At 30.9% G+C, this 19,155-nt stretch carries 16 protein-coding genes; 8 read left to right on the forward strand and 8 right to left on the reverse strand.

The window, feature by feature from the left end; all coding sequences use genetic code 11:
* Positions 1-114: 114 nt before the first annotated feature.
* Positions 115-930, forward strand: a complete 816-nt coding sequence (pdaA, locus tag J2Z43_RS03820; protein ID WP_209455923.1) for a delta-lactam-biosynthetic de-N-acetylase — start codon at positions 115-117, stop codon at positions 928-930.
* A gap of 188 nt (positions 931-1,118) precedes the next feature.
* On the opposite strand, the gene J2Z43_RS03825 is transcribed toward pdaA, so the two are convergent.
* Positions 1,119-1,934, reverse strand: a complete 816-nt coding sequence (locus J2Z43_RS03825; RefSeq protein ID WP_209455924.1) for a MerR family transcriptional regulator — start codon at positions 1,932-1,934, stop codon at positions 1,119-1,121.
* 186 nt (positions 1,935-2,120) lie between these two features.
* On the opposite strand from J2Z43_RS03825, the gene J2Z43_RS03830 reads away from it, so the two are divergent.
* Positions 2,121-3,476, forward strand: a complete 1,356-nt coding sequence (locus tag J2Z43_RS03830; RefSeq protein WP_209455925.1) for an MATE family efflux transporter — start codon at positions 2,121-2,123, stop codon at positions 3,474-3,476.
* A 110-nt stretch (positions 3,477-3,586) separates the two neighbouring features.
* Here J2Z43_RS03830 and J2Z43_RS03835 read toward each other — a convergent pair whose 3' ends face one another.
* Positions 3,587-4,237 carry a Dph6-related ATP pyrophosphatase gene (locus J2Z43_RS03835; RefSeq protein ID WP_209455926.1) on the reverse strand — a complete coding sequence of 217 codons (651 nt, stop codon included), beginning with the start codon at positions 4,235-4,237 and terminating at the stop codon, positions 3,587-3,589.
* Positions 4,238-4,313: 76 nt separating this feature from the next.
* Positions 4,314-4,742, reverse strand: a complete 429-nt coding sequence (locus J2Z43_RS03840; protein ID WP_027701764.1) for a DMT family transporter — start codon at positions 4,740-4,742, stop codon at positions 4,314-4,316.
* A 191-nt stretch (positions 4,743-4,933) separates the two neighbouring features.
* Here J2Z43_RS03840 and J2Z43_RS03845 point away from each other — a divergent pair, with 191 nt between their 5' ends.
* Positions 4,934-5,878, forward strand: coding sequence for a TIGR01212 family radical SAM protein (locus tag J2Z43_RS03845; protein ID WP_209455927.1), 945 nt, complete (start codon positions 4,934-4,936; stop codon positions 5,876-5,878).
* Between the two features lie 259 nt (positions 5,879-6,137).
* Entirely contained in the window at positions 6,138-6,722 is a 585-nt protein-coding gene (locus J2Z43_RS03850; protein ID WP_027701762.1) for a zinc dependent phospholipase C family protein, read from the forward strand.
* A gap of 190 nt (positions 6,723-6,912) precedes the next feature.
* On the opposite strand, the gene J2Z43_RS03855 is transcribed toward J2Z43_RS03850, so the two are convergent.
* Together J2Z43_RS03855 and J2Z43_RS03860 are read right to left on the reverse strand one after the other, a co-directional pair.
* Entirely contained in the window at positions 6,913-7,689 is a 777-nt protein-coding gene (locus J2Z43_RS03855; RefSeq protein ID WP_209455928.1) for an HAD family hydrolase, read from the reverse strand.
* A gap of 11 nt (positions 7,690-7,700) precedes the next feature.
* Positions 7,701-8,960 (reverse strand): competence/damage-inducible protein A, encoded by a 1,260-nt coding sequence (locus J2Z43_RS03860; RefSeq protein ID WP_209455929.1) that lies wholly within the window; start codon positions 8,958-8,960, stop codon positions 7,701-7,703.
* A gap of 274 nt (positions 8,961-9,234) precedes the next feature.
* Between J2Z43_RS03860 and J2Z43_RS03865 the strand changes: the two genes are divergently transcribed.
* From J2Z43_RS03865 to J2Z43_RS03880, 4 genes are all read left to right on the forward strand, one after another.
* Positions 9,235-10,134 carry a D-alanine--D-alanine ligase gene (locus J2Z43_RS03865; protein WP_209455930.1) on the forward strand — a complete coding sequence of 300 codons (900 nt, stop codon included), beginning with the start codon at positions 9,235-9,237 and terminating at the stop codon, positions 10,132-10,134.
* Positions 10,135-10,221: 87 nt separating this feature from the next.
* A complete protein-coding gene (gene pdxR, locus J2Z43_RS03870; protein WP_209455931.1) occupies positions 10,222-11,670 on the forward strand; it encodes a MocR-like pyridoxine biosynthesis transcription factor PdxR in 1,449 nt (482 codons plus the stop codon).
* A 78-nt stretch (positions 11,671-11,748) separates the two neighbouring features.
* On the forward strand, positions 11,749-12,612 hold the full coding sequence (locus J2Z43_RS03875; protein ID WP_209455932.1) for a M15 family metallopeptidase: 864 nt from the start codon (positions 11,749-11,751) through the stop codon (positions 12,610-12,612).
* A 99-nt stretch (positions 12,613-12,711) separates the two neighbouring features.
* Positions 12,712-14,634, forward strand: a complete 1,923-nt coding sequence (locus J2Z43_RS03880) for an ABC-F family ATP-binding cassette domain-containing protein (protein ID WP_209455933.1) — start codon at positions 12,712-12,714, stop codon at positions 14,632-14,634.
* Positions 14,635-14,975: 341 nt separating this feature from the next.
* Here the strand turns inward: J2Z43_RS03880 and J2Z43_RS03885 are convergent, their stop codons facing one another.
* The 3 genes from J2Z43_RS03885 to J2Z43_RS03895 all read right to left on the reverse strand — a co-directional run bounded on the left by J2Z43_RS03885 (position 14,976) and on the right by J2Z43_RS03895 (position 19,006).
* Positions 14,976-17,165, reverse strand: coding sequence for an amino acid adenylation domain-containing protein (locus J2Z43_RS03885; protein WP_209455934.1), 2,190 nt, complete (start codon positions 17,163-17,165; stop codon positions 14,976-14,978).
* A gap of 263 nt (positions 17,166-17,428) precedes the next feature.
* Complete coding sequence (locus J2Z43_RS03890) at positions 17,429-18,016, reverse strand: DUF3867 domain-containing protein (RefSeq protein ID WP_024620600.1); 588 nt, start codon at positions 18,014-18,016, stop codon at positions 17,429-17,431.
* 120 nt (positions 18,017-18,136) lie between these two features.
* A complete protein-coding gene (locus J2Z43_RS03895) occupies positions 18,137-19,006 on the reverse strand; it encodes a S66 peptidase family protein (protein WP_209455935.1) in 870 nt (289 codons plus the stop codon).
* Positions 19,007-19,155 lie beyond the last annotated feature (149 nt).

Genomic DNA, 19,155 nt, shown 5'->3' on the forward strand with positions numbered 1-19,155 from the left:
GTTTATGTTGTGTTAAAAGTAAAATTAAATTTTTAAAGTTATCTATGAATAATTTTAACCTCAATAATCAAAACTATAACTAATAAATATGTACATTTGATAAGAGGTGATTTTGTGAAGGATATAAATTATAAGAAATATATTTTCCTTGGACTATTTGGATTAATTATTTGCGGAATGGTTTTTTTTGATTCTAGTTTTTTAAGCAAAACTAAAACGCAGATATCTGATTTAAGTACTACGGAGTACAATTGGTATTTTAACCCAAGAGAAGATGGTAAACAGCCAACACCGATTAAAGAAGCTGAATTTTTTAAGAAATACGACTCACATTACGTAGGTAAAAATAATGAAAAAGTTCTTTATCTATCCTTTGATGCCGGATATGAAAGCGGAAACACAGAAAAAATACTTGATACGCTAAAGAAACACAATGCCAAAGCTCAATTTTTCGTAGTTGAGAGTTACATTGAAAAAAATCCTGAAATAATTAAAAGAATGGTCAAAGAAGGTCATCTAGTTTGCAATCACTCTAAAACGCACCCTTCTATGGCTGGGATAACAGATTTCGAAAAATTTAAAGAAGAGATTACCAGCGTTGAGAAAGCTTATAAAAAAGTTACTGGTAAGGATATGCCTAAGTACTTTAGACCTCCGATGGGTAAATTTAGTGAACGTTCACTTAAATACACTCAAGATCTCGGATATAAATCTATTTTTTGGAGCTTTGCATATGTAGATTGGTATGAAGATAATCAACCTACACATGAATTTGCAAAAGAAAAGATTTATTCAAGGACTCATCCAGGTGCAATAGTTTTACTTCATCCTAATTCTAAAACTAATACAGAGATTCTTGATGAAGTCATCACTCATTGGGAAAAAGAAGGTTACAAATTAAAAACTTTAGATAGTTTACCTAAAAACTAGTAAATAAAGGAGGCTTAATAGCCTCTTTATTTATTTTTAAGACATTCCAAGAGATGTTTAATTTATAATATATTTATTTTAGACATTTTCTGTGATAGATTTAAAATAAAACATATTTAACTTAGAAATATACCTTTTTAATAAATTAAATTATTATTATTCTTATCAAGTACCAATTAACCAATTTTTTATAAAAGCTTTTGAACTGGTACTTGAATCTCTGTTATAAATTCTCTTTCTTCTCCCGTTTCATGAATATCAATCTTGTATATTTCAATTGCACTTCCTGTTATTTTGAAATCATTTTCTTTCACAAATTTGTAAATTTTTTCTATACATTCTTTATTATTTGTGTAGCTTCCAGTGTAGTTAAGTGATGCGTAATAACCTTCTTCAAACACAATATCGTAGGCATCTTCTCTTTCTTCTAAAAAACATATCGCCGATTTGAATTCGTTGTAGAGATTATTTGCTATTGAGTCGTCAGAAAATACTGCTCCTAAATTATTGTTTCCAATTATATCGAATTTTCCCTCATGCTCTTTTCGTAGTTTTTGAATTAGGATATCAAAGTCTTCATCTTTTTTTATGTCTGCATTTAGTATAAATGCCTTTCTGCTTTTAATATGCTTTACTCCTACATTTTCTGTTACTACATTTTCAAGCGCATTTTCAATTGATATTAATCTCTTTTTTATATTTTTTTTATGCTTTATTAGTTCATCTAATTTTTGGTCTATCAATCCTAATTCTTCATTTAAAATCTGTTTTGTAGAATCTATCGTTCTGTCATCTATGTACTCTTTTACTCTTTTCATAGGAAAATCTAACAGCCTAAACTCCTTTATCATATTAAGTTTCCATATATCAGACAGGCTGTACATTCTATAACCATTCGTATCTCTTAGAGGATTTAGTATCCCGATATCTTCGTAGTACATTAATGAGTCTCTTCCTATATTGTATATCTTTGAAATTTCTCCAATCTTATAGTATTCTTTCATATTTTCTCCTAATCATATTTTATAAAGTATTATATTTACAATTATGCTCAAAATAATTTTGAAATTTATTTGAAAATTATAAAATTCCATTGACCTTGGTATTATACCATAGTTTATTATCTATTATAGCTATAAGATGTATTATCTCAATTTTACGTTAAATTAATTAGCACAAGGAGTGGTAATATGGACTCGAATATTTTGTCAAATGAAAATATTAGTCTTAAGAAAAAATTTATAAGGTATCTCGGACCATCTGTGGTATCAATGTGGGTGTTTTCACTCTACACTATGGTCGATGGTATCTTCGTAAGCAAAGGAGTTGGAGAACTAGCGTTGGCATCTGTAAATATCTCTATGCCTTTTATAAACTTTATTTTTGCAGTATCCCTTCTCTTCTCTACAGGAGCATCTACTGTTATTGCAGTTTTACTTGGTAAAAAAGATATAAAGTCAGCTAATGAAGTGTTTACTTTTAATATAGTCTTTATAACTGTTCTATCGGCAATTATTCTTATATTAGCATATTTTAATCTCGACAGTCTTGCTATGTTTTTAGGTGCCACAGACTCTACTGTAGACATGGTCAAAGACTACCTTGGAATAGTAATGTTTTTCAATGGTTTTTTTATAGTGTCTTATTCTTTAGAGGTTATTATTAAAACAGATGGTTTTCCAATACTAGCAACTGTTGGAGTTGTTATTTCGGCTATTACAAATATAATCTTAGATTATTTTTTCGTACTGGAATTTGGATGGGGTGTTAAAGGAGCTGCATACGCTACTGGTATTTCACAAGTCATGGCTACTGCTTTCTTTTTAGTTCACTTTTTTAGAAAAAGTTCTACTCTAAATTTTACTAGATTTAAAGTCGATTTCAAAGCTATCGGTAAAATAGCTGCTATAGGATTTCCTGATTCTTTAACTGAGCTAAGTGCTGGAGTGGTAATTCTTTTATTTAATTTAAATATCCAAAGGTATATCGGCGAGTCTGGCTTAATATACTACAGCGTCATAAACTACATAAATATACTTGTACTTATGACGATGATTGGTATCGCTCAAGGTATGCAACCTCTTTCAAGCTACTATTTTGGAGCCAATAATTTCAAAAATGTAAAAACACTGTTTAAGATGGGATCAAAGTCTATAATCACAGCGTCCGTAGTCGTATTTTTAGCCTGCATAGTCTTTAGTGAACCTATAGTATCACTATTTATACATCGAAGTGAAACTGCTCTATTTAATGAAGCTGTTAGAGTATTTAGGATATACTCGGTATCATTCTTATTTTTAGGAGTGAATGTCATAGTATCCGCTTTCTTCGTTTCTGTTGAAAGCCCACTTATATCGACTATAATTTCTCTTGGTAGAGGATTGATAATAGTAACTGTATCTCTATTTACGATGATATTCTTATTCGGCGGAGAGGGAATCTGGTATTCAACAATAGTTTCTGAATTTATCTGTATGATAATATCATTAATTCTTTTAAAGAGAAACTATAAACTTATAAGCGTACCTGTATCCGAATCTAAGTAGTACTTTATAAGTAAAACTGATAAAAAGTTTGAACAACAGTAAAATAACTGTTGTTCAAACTTTTTTTATACTACTTATATACGATTTTTTTAATATAAGTCAATTCATTTCTATTCTATTACAAGATTTCCGTATCCATGATCTACTGAAATTTCTTTTTTATTTAGTTCTATCCTTGTATTAAAAATAGGTCCATCCACAACCACTGTATGGTATTCCCCATTTTCTCCGCAGCAGTCAGATCCTGTATCCTTGATTTTTGATAAGACTTCTTTAGTCAATTCTTCTCCTAAAAAACTTTCATCCATATATTCTAAATTTACTTTTTTAATAATAGCAGTGAAACCAGAATCTATAAAATCATTTACAATAGATTCTCTATCCTCATTCCAAAGCGGAAACACTGGTTTTAGATCGACTGATTTACATCTATCTTCATCCCATTTTCTATGATCTGCTATATCTATATCACCGAATACGCACATAGTAGCTCCTAAGTGCTTTGCCTTATTTAAAGCTTCTTCAAAACTCACTTCGTAGTCTTCTACACTACACTCGGCATACAAAATCTGAATATCTAGGCTTTTACTAATTCTATGTAATATATTATCTTCTAAACTATGTGTCCAAGAATTTCCCTCAGCTTTATTAACAGTTGTAAGAAGTGCTACAGGCTTATTACCATTTTTAATCATTCTATAAAGCGAGAGTATACTGTCTTTTCCTCCGCTAAAAGATAAAACAAACTTATTATTATCCAATTTGAATCCTCCTATAAATTGTATAAAATAAGTATACCAAATCATACACTATCCTGTCCTAAAAACTTATTGTATTTTAGTTTAATATAAAAAATGCTCCAATAGCCATTAGTGCTATTCCTATATATTTATAAATGTGCATAGTCACTTCACCTAGCAAAATAGAATCAATAAAAAATCCAAGCAGAATCTGAGAGACTAGGATTATTACCAAGGTATTAGACACTCCCAATGATGGAATTGCCATAATTGTAAAGTAAATTATAAGCCCGCCAAATATACCTCCAAGTAGAAATTTTGGATTTACGTCTCTAATAAATACCAATTCCTTAACATCCCCAGCTAGTACAATACTTATCAAAAAAAATACAGCTCCAACTAGCAAACTAAAAAAAGTAGCTACAAGAGCTGTTGTGTTTTTTCCTAATTCTCCATTGATAAAAGCCTCTAACGCAGTTGAACCTCCTGCTAGCAAAGCAAATATTATAGAAGCAAATTTGTACACGGAATTACCTCCTAAAGTTTGTATAATATTAATTATATGGTTAATAAAATTGGATAAGTACTATATACTCCTTTAAATTTTACTTTTAACTTATAAGAATTACTATACTCCGTTTGTACCACGAGCTGATTTGTGATAACATATCTTTGTTGGAATTTAACTATTATTTATAAATTGAAAAGGTGAATGATTTGAAAAAATTTGAATATGCATTTGATAATAAAAGATACCATACTTGGAATTATTATCTAAAAAAGACTTTTGGAGAAAAAGTCTTTAAGGTATCTATAAACGCTGGGTTTACATGCCCAAACATAGATGGAACAATCAGCCATGGGGGTTGTACGTATTGTAGTAAGGAAGGTTCTGGAGACTTTGCTGGTAATCCAAAAGATGATCTAATAGATCAATTTTATAAAATAAAAGAAATGATGCACAAAAAATGGCATAATGCTAAGTACATAGGCTATTTTCAAGCTTTTACTAACACATATGCTAACGTAGATGTTTTAAAAGAAAAGTATGAAACAATACTTGAACTGGATGATGTAATTGGTTTATCAATATCAACTAGACCTGACTGTTTACCTGATGATGTAGTAGAATACCTTGGAGAACTAAACAAAAGGACAAACCTTTGGGTGGAATTAGGACTTCAAACTATACACGACGGGACATCTAAAATAATAAACAGAGGCCACGACTACAAAGAATTCCTCGAAGGTGTAGAAAAATTAAAATCTAAGAATATAAAAACCGTAGTCCACATAATAAATGGACTTCCTGGCGAAGACTACAACATGATGATGGAAACTGCAAAAGCAGTAGGAGAAATGGGCGTAGATGGCATCAAAATACACCTACTCCACGTAATATACGATACTCCTATGGAGAAAATGTTAAAAAATGGATCACTAAAACTTATGGAAAAAGATGAATATATAAATTTAGTGTGCGATCAATTGGAAATTTTACCTAAAGAGATGATCATACACAGACTGACAGGTGACGGAAAAAGGGATGAATTAGCTGGACCACTCTGGAGCCTAAAAAAATGGGAAGTACTAAACCAAATAGATGATACTTTGAAGTCTAGGGATTCGTATCAAGGAAAGAAATTGGAACATACACAGTAGATATAAATCGTTTGGAAATACTCCTAATAATCCATTGTTTTATCAAAAAATTTAACAAAAGATATCGATCAAAAATATTAATAGAAGTTTATTATTTTATCAAAAATTTTACTAATAATTACACTATTTTCATATTGTAAAAATCCATATTAACTGCTATTATTGAAAGAGTTGAGAGTTTTATGGTTAAACTTTTACAAACGGAGCCATACTATATAATGTATGTATTAAAAATCTTATGAATCTAAGGGGTGTAACTATGTTAATGAATACCCATTTTACTATAGCAAGATCAATACTAGAAAATATGGATGATAATAAAAGCTTTTTTTTGAGTGATAAAAATTTTATTTATGGAAATATTAAACCGGATGCTTTTTCTAAGTATAAACTAAAAAAACACTACATGGAAGAATCTCTAGATATGGTTGTTGAAAAGATTAAACACCTTAGTTCACTGACTTTAGACTATATGACTAAGTATTTTTCTATAAGTAGACTCAGCCAAGAGCTAGGGGTTATATGTCACTTCCTGTGCGATTTTTTCTGTATAGCTCACAATGAACGTTGGGAGTTTAAACACAGTATGAATAGACATGTTGTATACGAAAGAGAACTTTCATCTTTTGCTAAGGAAATAGACTTCTCAATTTTTAAACCTATGGAAATAAAAAACAGTTTTGAAACATTCTTCAATAACTTATATAAAGAATACGAAGCAAATAAAAATCATTATAATGATTTAAGGTTTTCTACTTATATGTGTAAAAGTGTAGTAAATTACATATTAGATAATATACTATCTAATACTGTAGCTTCATACAACATCGCAAATTGTGGTTAAGGATTATAAATATACTAAAAAAAATACTGGAGATTTAAATTTGATGTAGTAAAGCTCAAATTTAAATCTCCTTTTTATATCTTCATTTTATTATTTTTTCAATTGTATATATCTAATTCTTTTTAATAATCTAGTTTACAACTTCTTAGAAAATTACAGACTAGCCATAGATTTCTAACACAACTTGATTTTAATACTCTTTAATTATTATATCTATCGCCTCGGCAACGCTATCAGCAGTGTATTTTGCACAGCTTTTAACATCCTCTCTCGATGATGACATCGCTACACTATTTTTAAATCCATCTAACATACAAATATCGTTTGGAGAATCTCCAATAGTCATAACTTCATCCATATCAGTATTTGACAATCTACATACATATTCTATCGCAGCTCTTTTAGAAACCTTCTTAGGTACAATATTTAGCGTTATATCACTTGATAGATAGATATCCAGTACTTCACCAAACTCACTAGTTAGGTAAAGCTCTAGTCTAGCTAGCTCTTCAGGGTTTTTAGATGCTATACCAATGTTCCCTACCATATTTTCATAACTATTTCTATTTATAAAGTCTGGATCTACAATAAAATTTGTTGAAAAAAATTTAAAATCTGAATCCTCATCTAAAACAATAGCTTTTCCTTTATATTTAAAGTACATATCTGCCTCTTTTGATTCAAACCTATTTATAACTTTTTTTACAAGCATATCATCTATAGTTCCCTTAAATACTAGCTCTTCTTTGTTATTGTATACAAATGCTCCATTTTCGCATATGAAATATCCATCTATTTCTAGATCTTCTTTTACTATCTTTTTTGCTTGGCTAAACATTCTTCCAGTCGCTACATTAAAAATAACACCTTTTTCTTCTATTTTTTTGATAGCTTCTATGTCTTCTGTGCTTATCTTATCATCATTGTATAGAGTGCCATCTAAATCACAAAAAATCTGTTTTATCATAACCATGCCCCCTAGCTCAACTTTAAAAGTTCTATTCTTAAATTATTTAATATATCTCTAGTAGCTCTTGCCCTTATTTTTTGTCTATCACCATTATAAATATTTTTAAAAACTTTTGTTTCTCCTTTTATGTGTACCGCTGTATACACAAGCCCTACTGGTTTATCAGTTGATCCACCATCAGGCCCAGCAATTCCTGTTGTAGAGATTCCTATATCTGTATTAAATCCTCTAGAAACTCCTTCTGCCATTTCTATTGCAGTTTCTTCGCTTACTGCACCAAATTTATTTAATGTTTCTTCTTTTACCCCCAGTCTTTTGATCTTTGCTTCGTTTGAATAGGTTACACAACCCTCGACAAACACCGATGAAATTCCCGGGTAATCTATTAACGCAGAAGATACCATACCTCCTGTACACGACTCTGCTACAGCTATTTTCAAGTTTTTATCGACAAGAAGTTTTGCAGCTACTTCTTCAAGTACATTTTTGCTTTCTCCACTGTAGTTATCATCATTAGTATAAACAAACTTTTCTACTCTATCCTTTATCTTGTCCTCTACTGGTTTAATTAATCGTTCAGCTTCTTCTTCATCTTTTGCCTTTGCAGTAATTCTTATAGTTACTTCCATCTCTTTTGCATAAAGCGCAACTGTTGGATTATTTTGTCCATTTATTATATCGATTATCTCTAATTCAAGATCCGACTCTCCTATTCCGTAAAGTCTTAGAGTTTTTGATATCAACTTATCATCTGTAAATTGTTTTAAATACGGCATAACACTTTCATTAAACATAGCAACCATCTCTCTTGGTGGCCCAGGAAGCACTATTATTGCCTTATCGTCTTTTCTCAAAACAGCGCCTGGTGCAGTTCCGTTGTTATTTTTAAGAACTAATGCACTTTCTGGGAAATACGCCTGCTTTTTATTGTTTGGGGCAGCTTTTCTTCCTCTTCTCTCTATAAGAGATTTAATATATTCCCAAGAAGGTTCGTGAAGCTCAAGCTCTTGTCCAAAATATTTTGCAGCTACTTCTTTTGTTAAATCATCAGTTGTAGGCCCAAGCCCTCCAGTTGTGATGACAACATCGCTTCTCTCTATACTCTCTTTAAAACACTCGAATAGCCTTTCTACGTTGTCTCCTACTGTACTTTGGTGGTAGACCTCTATTCCAATAGATGCTAATTCTTTAGCAATATACTGAGAATTTGTATTTACTATATCCCCTAGCAAAAGCTCTGTTCCAACGCTTATTATTTCTGCTTTCACATTCAACACTCCTTTTAGTCCAACACTTAAATGCTGCATATTTTGTATAACTTTGATTTTAGCAAATTTGCACTTACATATCAATTGAGTAAATAATCAGTTAACATATTTTCAACTTTTTCACATTATTAATATACCTAAAAATTAAATATTAAACCACTACTCACTAAAACTTACATCTTAGTGGTACTTTCAAATAAATCTATAAAAACATATACTTTATTAAGACGATCAAATAAAAAAACTTTAAAATTAAAATAGTTGGAGGTAAATTATGAAAATAGCAGTTATAATGGGTGGTATTTCTTCTGAAAGAGAAGTTTCTTTAAATTCAGGAAATGAAGTTTACAATAATTTAAATAGAGATAAATACGATGTTGTAAAAATAATAATAGACGATAAAAAAGATGTATTCACTAAAATTACAGATGATATAGATTTTGCACTTTTAGCACTTCACGGTAAATTCGGTGAAGATGGGTGTGTTCAGCACCTTTTAGAAACTATGGATATACCTTACTCAGGATGTGGATCACTTTGCAGTGGTATGTGCATGGATAAAAACGTAAGTAAAAAAATGCTTAGAGATTCAAACTTACCTACTGCTCCATGGACAGTTGTAAAATCAGTTGACGAGATTGACTACGATTTTATAGAAAACATGGGTTATCCTGTATTTATAAAACCAAACTCTGGTGGATCAAGTGTAGCTACATTCTTTGTAAAACACAAAGATGATGTTGAAAACGCAGTAAAAGAAGGACTTGAGGTCGATGAATTTGTAATGATAGAAAAATATATACCAGGTGGAGAATTTACTTCATTTGTATTAAATGGAGAGGTCTTCCCTACAATATCTATAAAATCTGATTCTGAGTTTTTCGACTATGAATCAAAGTACTCTCTTGATAACGGAGCTACTGAAGAAGTTGTATACCTAGACGAGGATCTTCAAAAGAAATTAAACAAAATATCTGAAGAGTGTTGGAAAATATTTAACTGCAAGGCTTATGTAAGAATAGATGTAATCATCGATGGAGATAATATATATGTGCTAGAGCTTAATACTCTTCCAGGAATGACTAAAACTAGCTTGATACCAAGAAGTGCAGCAGCTAGAGGAATTGGCTATTCTCAACTTTTAGATAAAATTATAGAATACTCTTTACAGTAATTTATTAACTCTATCAGAAAGATTTGAAAATTATCTGTATTAATAGTAATATTAATTCATTACAGTAAATTAATTAGAGGTGATAACTTGTTATTTTCAAATCTAAAACTAAACGATGATGAACCTGTTTATATACAGATTAAAACATATATAAGGGATATGATCTCGAAAGGTCTTATTCCAAACAACAGTAAGCTCCCTTCAACGAGGGAGCTAAGCTTGTTTCTAAATGTAAGTAGAAATTCAATTATAGCTACATACGACGAACTTAAAGCTGAAGGTTTAATTTACTCAGTGTCTGGAAAAGGGACTTTTGTTAACTCTGAAAACTTTATATCCACTACTCCATGGTCAATAAATTGGAGCAACCTAGAAAACGACTATTCAAAATCTGCAAATGAGTTGGATATAGTAAAAAATGAAATTCCATGGAGCTCTGATTTAATATCATTTAAAAGTATCTCACCAGATGGAGAACTATTCGATATAGAAGAACTAAAAAAATCCTTTTTAAACAGAATCTCACTTGAGAGCCACAAACTTTTAAACTATGGTTATGCCAAAGGATATAAACCTCTTATTGACTATTTATTGAATTATATGAAAGAAAAAGGCGTCGATACAACAAATAAAGATATCCTTATTACAAATGGATTTACAGAAGGGTTTGATATGATTCTCTCTTCCTTTACCGTCCCAGGTGACACAATTATCTGTGAAAACCCTACTCACAACACATCAATTAAGCTTATGAAAACACATGGTTTAAAGATGCAAGGTGTAGATATAGACGAAAATGGACTAAATTTTAACATGTTAGAATCGAAAATCTCTGCTAACAGAGAAAAAATTAAATTTGCATATATAACACCATCATACCATAATCCTACCGGAACTGTTATGATGCCTGAAGACAGATACAATTTCTACAAAATAATGAGAAAACACAACATAGCTATAATAGAAGATGGATTTAATGAAGAGCTTCTCTACAACAGCTCTCATATATTCCCTATCTGCTCTCTAGACAATAAAAACAACGGTGTAATATACATCGGAAGTTTCTCAAAAATACTTTTCCCAGGGCTTAGAATTGGTTGGATATTTGCGGATAAACATGTCATTGATAAGCTTGAGAGCGTTAAAAGATGTAGAAGCATACACACGTCATTTTTAGATCAAGCTATACTATTTGACTATCTTAAAAACGATGCTTTCGAAAAGTATATTAAAAAGATAAGAAAAGTTTACGGCGATAAATTCAATCTTGCATATGAATGTGCTAAAGAACATATATTACATGAGTACATCTTAGGAGATGGTGGACTTCATCTTTTTATAAAACTTAAAAATATAGATTCCAGAAAACTATTGAATAGGTGTTACAAGAAAAAAGTTATCTTTATGCCGGGTGATCTATTCTCAGTTGACGGAAAAGGACACGATACACTTAGACTTGGATTTTCAAGGCTGACACATGAAGAAATAGAAAAAGGAATAAAAATTATAGGAGAAACAGTCAGAGAAATGGACTAAACTAACTAAAACTGTTAGCCTAGTTCGTTTTTTTGAGTTATAATATATATAGTTTATATGTAAACAGGAGAGTTAAAAATGGCTAAAAAATATAAAAAACAAAAAAAGATTAATAAAGCAAAATTAATGCTTACTCTGTTAGTATTAATCGGAATAATATCAGGTTTGGCATTTGGAGGATTTAAGATCTACACAATGTTAAAATCCAAAGAGGATCCTAAGACAACCTCTAAAGTAATTGCGTCACAAAGTGCTAAACCAGAAACCAAAGGGGAGCAACCTAATCAAGAAAAACCTACAGAAGAAGCTAAAAAAGATGAAGAAGCTTCTGATTCTAATAAAGTTAAAGAAGAAGAAACTAAAGAAGAGGAAAAAGTAGAAGTTATCTTCACTCATTCTGAAATACCTTATGAAGTTAGGCTCAGAATGGTAGGTAAATCTATGCCTAAGGAAGATAGTTTAATAAAATTTAGCGATCTTTCTTATTTAAAATTAACTTACTACGGATTTGACAACAAGATACATAACGGTGAAATGGTTGTAAGCAAAGAAGTCGCAGCAGAAGCTGTAAGTATATTTAAAGAACTTTATGAAAAAAAATATCCTATAGAAAAAATGAAGTTAATCGATGACTACGACGGAGATGATGAGGCTTCTATGGAAGATAACAATACCTCTGCATTTTGTTACAGAGTAATTGCTGGAACAGATACTCTTTCAAATCATGCTAAAGGACTTGCAATAGACATCAATCCCAAACAAAATCCTCATGTAACAGAAACTGCTGTGCTACCACAGGGTTCTGAGTCATATGCAAATAGAGATGATATTAAAATAGGAATGATAAAAAAATACGACCTGTGTTATAAAGCTTTCACTAACAGGGGTTGGGGCTGGGGAGGTCACTGGAAAAATCCAGACTATCAGCATTTCGAAAAATAAATAATCGATTTAGTAAGTTTATAAGATATTATATTAAAATCTAAAAATAAATTTATTATATTGTATATTGAATGAAAATAAAACTTAAAGGTGAAATTTATGAATTTAATAACTTTAGAAAATATAAGCAAGAATTATTCAGAAAAACCGCTACTTAACAACATCTCACTTGGAATAAATTCAGGTGAGAAAATTGGTATGATCGGAGTTAACGGTACTGGTAAATCTACTCTACTAAAAATAATAGTAGGAGCAGAAATTAGCGATTCTGGTTCAATAATCAAAACTAACGGACTTCGAATCAAGTACCTACCTCAGAATCCAAACTACGATGAAAATTCAAATGTACTAGAGCAAGTATTTAACAGTTCTTCAAAAGAACTTAAAATAATAGGTGAATACAATGACTTACTTGAAAAATCTAGTAAAAATCAGAGCGATGAACTCAACAAAAAAATATTAAAAGTACAGGAAATTATCGAAGATTTAAACCTATGGGATTTAGAAAGTGAAGCGAAATCAATACTTACAAAACTTGGAATAAATGATTTTTCTCAAAAGATACAAGAATTATCAGGAGGTCAGAAAAAGAGAATTTCACTAGCGTCTGCATTAATTACTCCGTGTGACTTATTGGTATTAGATGAGCCTACTAACCATCTAGATAACGACACTATAGATTGGCTCGAAGAGTATCTTAACTCTAGAAAAGGTTCTTTGCTAATGATAACTCACGATAGATATTTCCTAGATGCAGTAACAAATAGGATAATAGAATTAGATAAAGGTAGACTATTTAGCTACGATGGCAACTACTCTACTTATTTAGAGCGTAAATCAGAGAGACTTGCTATGGAAGCCAGTATAGAGGATAAAAGACAAAACCTAATAAGAACAGAGTTAAAATGGGTAAGAAGAGGCGCTCTAGCACGTAGTACAAAGCAAAAGGCTAGACTTCAGAGATTCGACGATCTCGTTAATAAAGAAACTTCAAAGCAAGATGAAAACATAGATATTTCAGTATCTTCAAGTAGATTAGGTAAAAAGATAATTGAAATAAACAATATTTCAAAATCATTTGGAGATAAAAAGGTAATAGATAATTTAGACTACACAATTGCCCGTAACGACAGAATTGGAATAATAGGAAAAAATGGTTTAGGTAAATCTACTCTTATTAACTTAATAAACAGAACTATCGAACCAGACAGCGGAACAATAGAGATAGGTGAAACCGTAAGAATAGGATTCTTCTCACAAGATGACAGTCATATGGACCCAGATCAGAGGGCAATAGACTATGTAAAAGAGGCAAGTGACTATATAGAAACAGCAGATGGAACTAGAATCACAGCATCTCAAATGTGTGAAAAATTCTTATTTAGCTCTTCAATGCAGTACACCCAAATAAACAGACTATCTGGTGGTGAAAGAAGAAGACTTCACCTACTCAGAGTCCTTATGATGGCTCCTAATGTTCTTCTACTAGATGAGCCTACCAATGACTTAGACATAACTACTTTAAATATCTTAGAGGACTATTTAGACAGTTTTGACGGTGTTATAATAACTGTTTCACACGATAGATACTTCTTAAACAGAGTTTGTAGTAAAATATTCGCTTACGAAGGAAATGGTAAAATCTATATATACACAGGGAACTACTCTGACTACATTATTTACAGGGAAATACAAAATATCGAATTTGAAGAAGATATTAAATTAAGCTCAACCCCAGAAAAAAGTACTGTAAAACAAAGCTCAGAAAAACCAAAAGAAAAGAAAAAAGTAAAACTTTCGTACAATGAACAGCGAGAGTACGACAACATTGATCAAGATATCGAGACTCTTGAGAAAAAAATAGAAGCTCTTGAAAACAGCACATCAGAATTTGCTACAGATTTTACAAAGCTACAGGAAATACTAGATGAGAAAGCTGAATTGGAAGGCGAGCTAGAACATAAGTATGAAAGATGGGAATATCTGAATAATCTTGTAGAAGAGATAAATGAAGGAAAATAATAATTAAATAGCTCAAAATATAAAGGATGGAGATGTCCAGCACCACAGATTGGGAAAAAGTCTGTAACTGTGCTGGTCATCTCCACCCTTTATATTTTGCATTATTTAATTATTATTTTCCTCCCATTTTGGTGGAAAAAAGTCCAAACCTAAGATCTGAAAACATTGCTTTAAGGGTGATTTAGCCATTCCGCTCTTAACGCACCTATTATAAGGAAGGCTATTTAAATCCGGGCAATGTAAGTAAAGAGGATATCTTGCACAATTACAGACTTTTTCCCAATCTGTGGTGCAATATATCCACTTTGATTGCATTGCCCGGATTTAAATAGCCAACCATACTACATAGGAAGTGCCCTTTTATTGACCTTACCGATAGGAGTAACTGGAATTTTATCAATCCTAACAATTATCTTTGGAATCATATAACTCGGTAATTGCCTTTCCAAATAATACCTTATAGACCTTGAATTCACATCGTCGTAATCGTGATCGTCAACTACATAGAAAGCTATTAAATACATTTCGCCTTCTTCATCTTCTCTAGATACACATACTGAACTCTTTATTTCTTTAATTCTGTTTATTGTATTTTCTATTTCATACAAGTCTATTATGAACTCTCCTATTTTAACCTGGTTGTCAAGTCTTCCAATGTAATCTAGGCTCCCGTCTTCAAGCCACCTAACAAGATCTCCTGTTCTGTACATCTTTTCTGTATACTCGTCTTTTCTAAATGGATTTGGTACAAAACTTTTCTTTGTAAGTTCTTCGTCTCTTAGGTATCCCCTAGAAATTTGAACTCCAGATAAACATAGTTCTCCTGGTACACCTATTGGACAGACTTTCTCTGTTTTATCTAATACATATGCGTAAGTGTTGTATATTGGCTTTCCAATTGGAACTCTATCGTATTCTCTATCTACTAGAAATGAAGTCGATATTACTGTGAATTCTGCTGGTCCATATTCGTTATAGAGTTTATAGTCCCTGTGTTTGTACCCCTTTAGGCGCTCTCCTCCTGTTTGAAGAACTCTTATAGAGAAATTGTTACAGTTCTTTATAAAAAGCTTTGCGATAGCTGTAGGTAGAGCCAAGACCGTTATATCTTCTTCCTCACAGTATTCATTTACTGTGTATTCGTTGAATTTTGATTCTTCTGGCATTATATCTACTGATGCACCTACTAATAAGTAAGGAAATATCTGTTTCATAACTGCATCAAAACTAAAGCTCAAATATACGCCGCATATGTCTTCTTCTGTTATTTCAATAGACTCTATACTGTGGAAACACATATTTATTAGGCTTTTGTGTTCGATTGTCATAGTCTTTGGTCTTCCTGTAGATCCTGAAGTAGATATTGTGTACACTCCATTATCTGGAGTTATTGTTTCTGTAAGTTTGTAAACCCTATCTAAGTAACAGTTACTATCTATATCTACTATCGTTGTATCTATGGATTTAACCTTGTATTTAAGCTCATCAGAGGTTATTACAACCTTTGCATTGCTATCCTCAAGTAGATATTCTATTCTCTCTTTTGGGTTGTTTATATCTATAGGAAAAAATATTCCTCCAGCCTTCATTATTGAAATTGCTGCAACCACTATATTTAAATTTCTAGGCAACATAACAGCAACTATATCTTCAGCATGAATTCCTATATGATTTAAGTATCCTCCAAGTTTATCAGTTAATTTATCTAATTCTCTATAATTAATACATTTATATTCATCTCTTACTGCTATATTTTCGGGGTACTTGTCTACACACTCTCTAAAGAGAGATATGTAGTCTTTGTTTATAGGGATATCTCTTTGATTGTTGTTAAAGTTGTTTAGAACAACATCTTTTTCAGACTTCGATATAAATTCTATATCATCAACTAATATGTTTTCATCTTTTAGAATTTGTTCAATTATATCTCTAAATTCCCCAAGTACTCTATTTACTGTCTCTGATTTGTATACTGCATTATTATATCCTATCTGGATTTCCAGACAATCTCTTGCTGACAATACCACAAAAAATTCGTATAATTTATCAAACCTCTCGATACAATCTTGCATATCCATCTCCTTATAAAAAAGGACTGTATTAATAAGTTTATCTTTTAAAAGACTTTCATTTTCTATATATATAAATGGATTATTTGCGTATTCAAGTGATCTAATCCACTGATGCTGCACCTTCTTTAACAGTTTCATAAAACTGCAATTATTTTTATAGTATATTCTTAAAGGGACAAAATCTAGTGTCTTTCCAAAGACGACATCTTCTACGTAAGTATATTTTTGAAGTATCAAACCGTATATAGTTTCAATTATAATCTCTATTGAAATTCCATTTCTGCTTGAAAAATCAATAAGCTTTTTGTATATACTTTCTTCTAATATAAGCGATTTAAACAATAGCTTTTCATCGGACTCTTTATTAAAATAATCGTAAGGTATTTTTGCTACATTTGTATAACTGTCTAATAAGTCGCTCCAATACTTCGTCTCTAAATTTAAATTAAATTCACTCACTTTCGTCCCCTCCTCTCTTCAAAATCAAATTTACGCTTTTATGTATTAGCTGCTTAATCTCTATGTATATTCACTATACTTCATATTGTTTACATATATTTTATTTATACACACAAAGTTATTCTGAGATAACGCTTTCTTTTTTTAGTAAAAGATATGTATAATTCGATATATTTTTCAAATAAATTTCCAATATATTTATATAAGACGATAGCTGATAAAAAATCAAACTACCGTCTTGTATAATCTACTTTTATAATATTTTAGTAATCGTATTTATTCGTTGTCTCACACATAACTACTCTTATTTTTTTATCAAACATCTTTTTATATGCCAATAAAAACTCGTTTAACTCAGAATCCATAAGATTTATTTTTTTATCACTGCACAACATAATTTTTTCTTGATCTATTATAACTTCTATGTCGTTTGTGTCATTCTTAATAGTAGTAAATATACAACTCTTAGGTTCAATTTTGCTCCCGTATATTTCGTAAAACCCAATGCTATTATTTAAAGCATCTATATTTTCTTCTGTAAAATTATTACCATCATTACTCAGACCTAAGTTTGCTGGATCTATTCCAAAACCCTTAAGTTGACTCTCTATTTCATTGGTGTCCATGCCATATCTTTCCATAAACTGCTTTTGGATATTCATAAACTTCTTCTCAGAAATATTGTTGTCTTTCATATAATCTACAATCTTATTCGAAAACTCCGACATAGTAATATTTCCATCCATTACTGAGAAATAAAGGTTATATATATATTGTTCAAATTTATCTACATCGCTATCTTTAACTTTATTCTTTAATTCATTAAAATCTATAATTCTGTCATCAGACATATTTATTCCTCCTTGCTATAAAAATCTACTTTGTAAAGATTATAACATATTTTATCGTCATAATTTGAAAAACATTGACTTTTTAGGATATATATTATCATAAAATAAATTTTTAATTATTTAAATTTTTCTTGAAATCTTGATATTCTTTTCGTTTGCATCTAAAACACATCTCTCACCCAGCGGAATTGTAAGCATGGGCATACAGTGCCCAGATTTCAAATTAAATATTGATGGCTTCTTACAATCTTTTAATGTCTCTTTTAAAAGATTGTATATATCTTTTTCATCAGCACAATCTTTAAAGTCTCCGAAAATGATTCCATTACATTCATCTAATTTTTTACACATTTTAAGTTGGGTCATCATTCTATCCAGTTTATAAAGTGGTTCACCAATGTCCTCAATAAAAAGTATTTTGCCCTTTGTATCTATTTCATATTCTGTTCCAAGCGTAGATACAATAAGTGCCAGATTTCCTCCTACAATTTCACCCTCAGCAATTCCACCAAAAATTTTATGTATTTTTTGATGTTTAGGATTTTTTAAAACCAGCTCATTTTTGAAATTAATAGCATCTACTAATGACTTATAAGAAAACTTATCCCATCTTGGAGAACTTGCTCCCATTATTCCATGAAAAGTTTTAAGACCACATTTTTTATAAAATGCTAAGTGCAGAGCTGTAATATCTGAAAATCCTATAAATATCTTAGGATTAGATCTAATTATATCGTAGTTGATCATGTCGAGAATCCTCATTGCACCATATCCACCTCTGAGGCACATAACAACATCCACTTCATCATCCAGAAACATCGCTTCTAGATCTCTACATCTAGCGAAGTCATCGCCCGCTAAATATCCTTTGTGATTTAGATAACAGCTTCTGCTAAATTTCACTTTTTGTCCATAGCTTTCTATACATTTCTTTATATCTTCTAAGTCTCCATCCCTTAAAGGTCCTGATGGAGCAACTATTCCTATCATATTATCACCTCATATTTATTCATATGTGTATCTCTCAGTTACAAGATATGATACTTAGAGCATTTTTATAATATATTTAACCAATACTCGTGTATGTCTGTTCAATATTTTATCTTCATATAATATAGTTTAGTATAGGTAGATAAAAA

This window comes from Metaclostridioides mangenotii, from assembly GCF_017873185.1.
Classification (GTDB): Bacteria; Bacillota; Clostridia; order Peptostreptococcales; family Peptostreptococcaceae; genus Metaclostridioides; species Metaclostridioides mangenotii.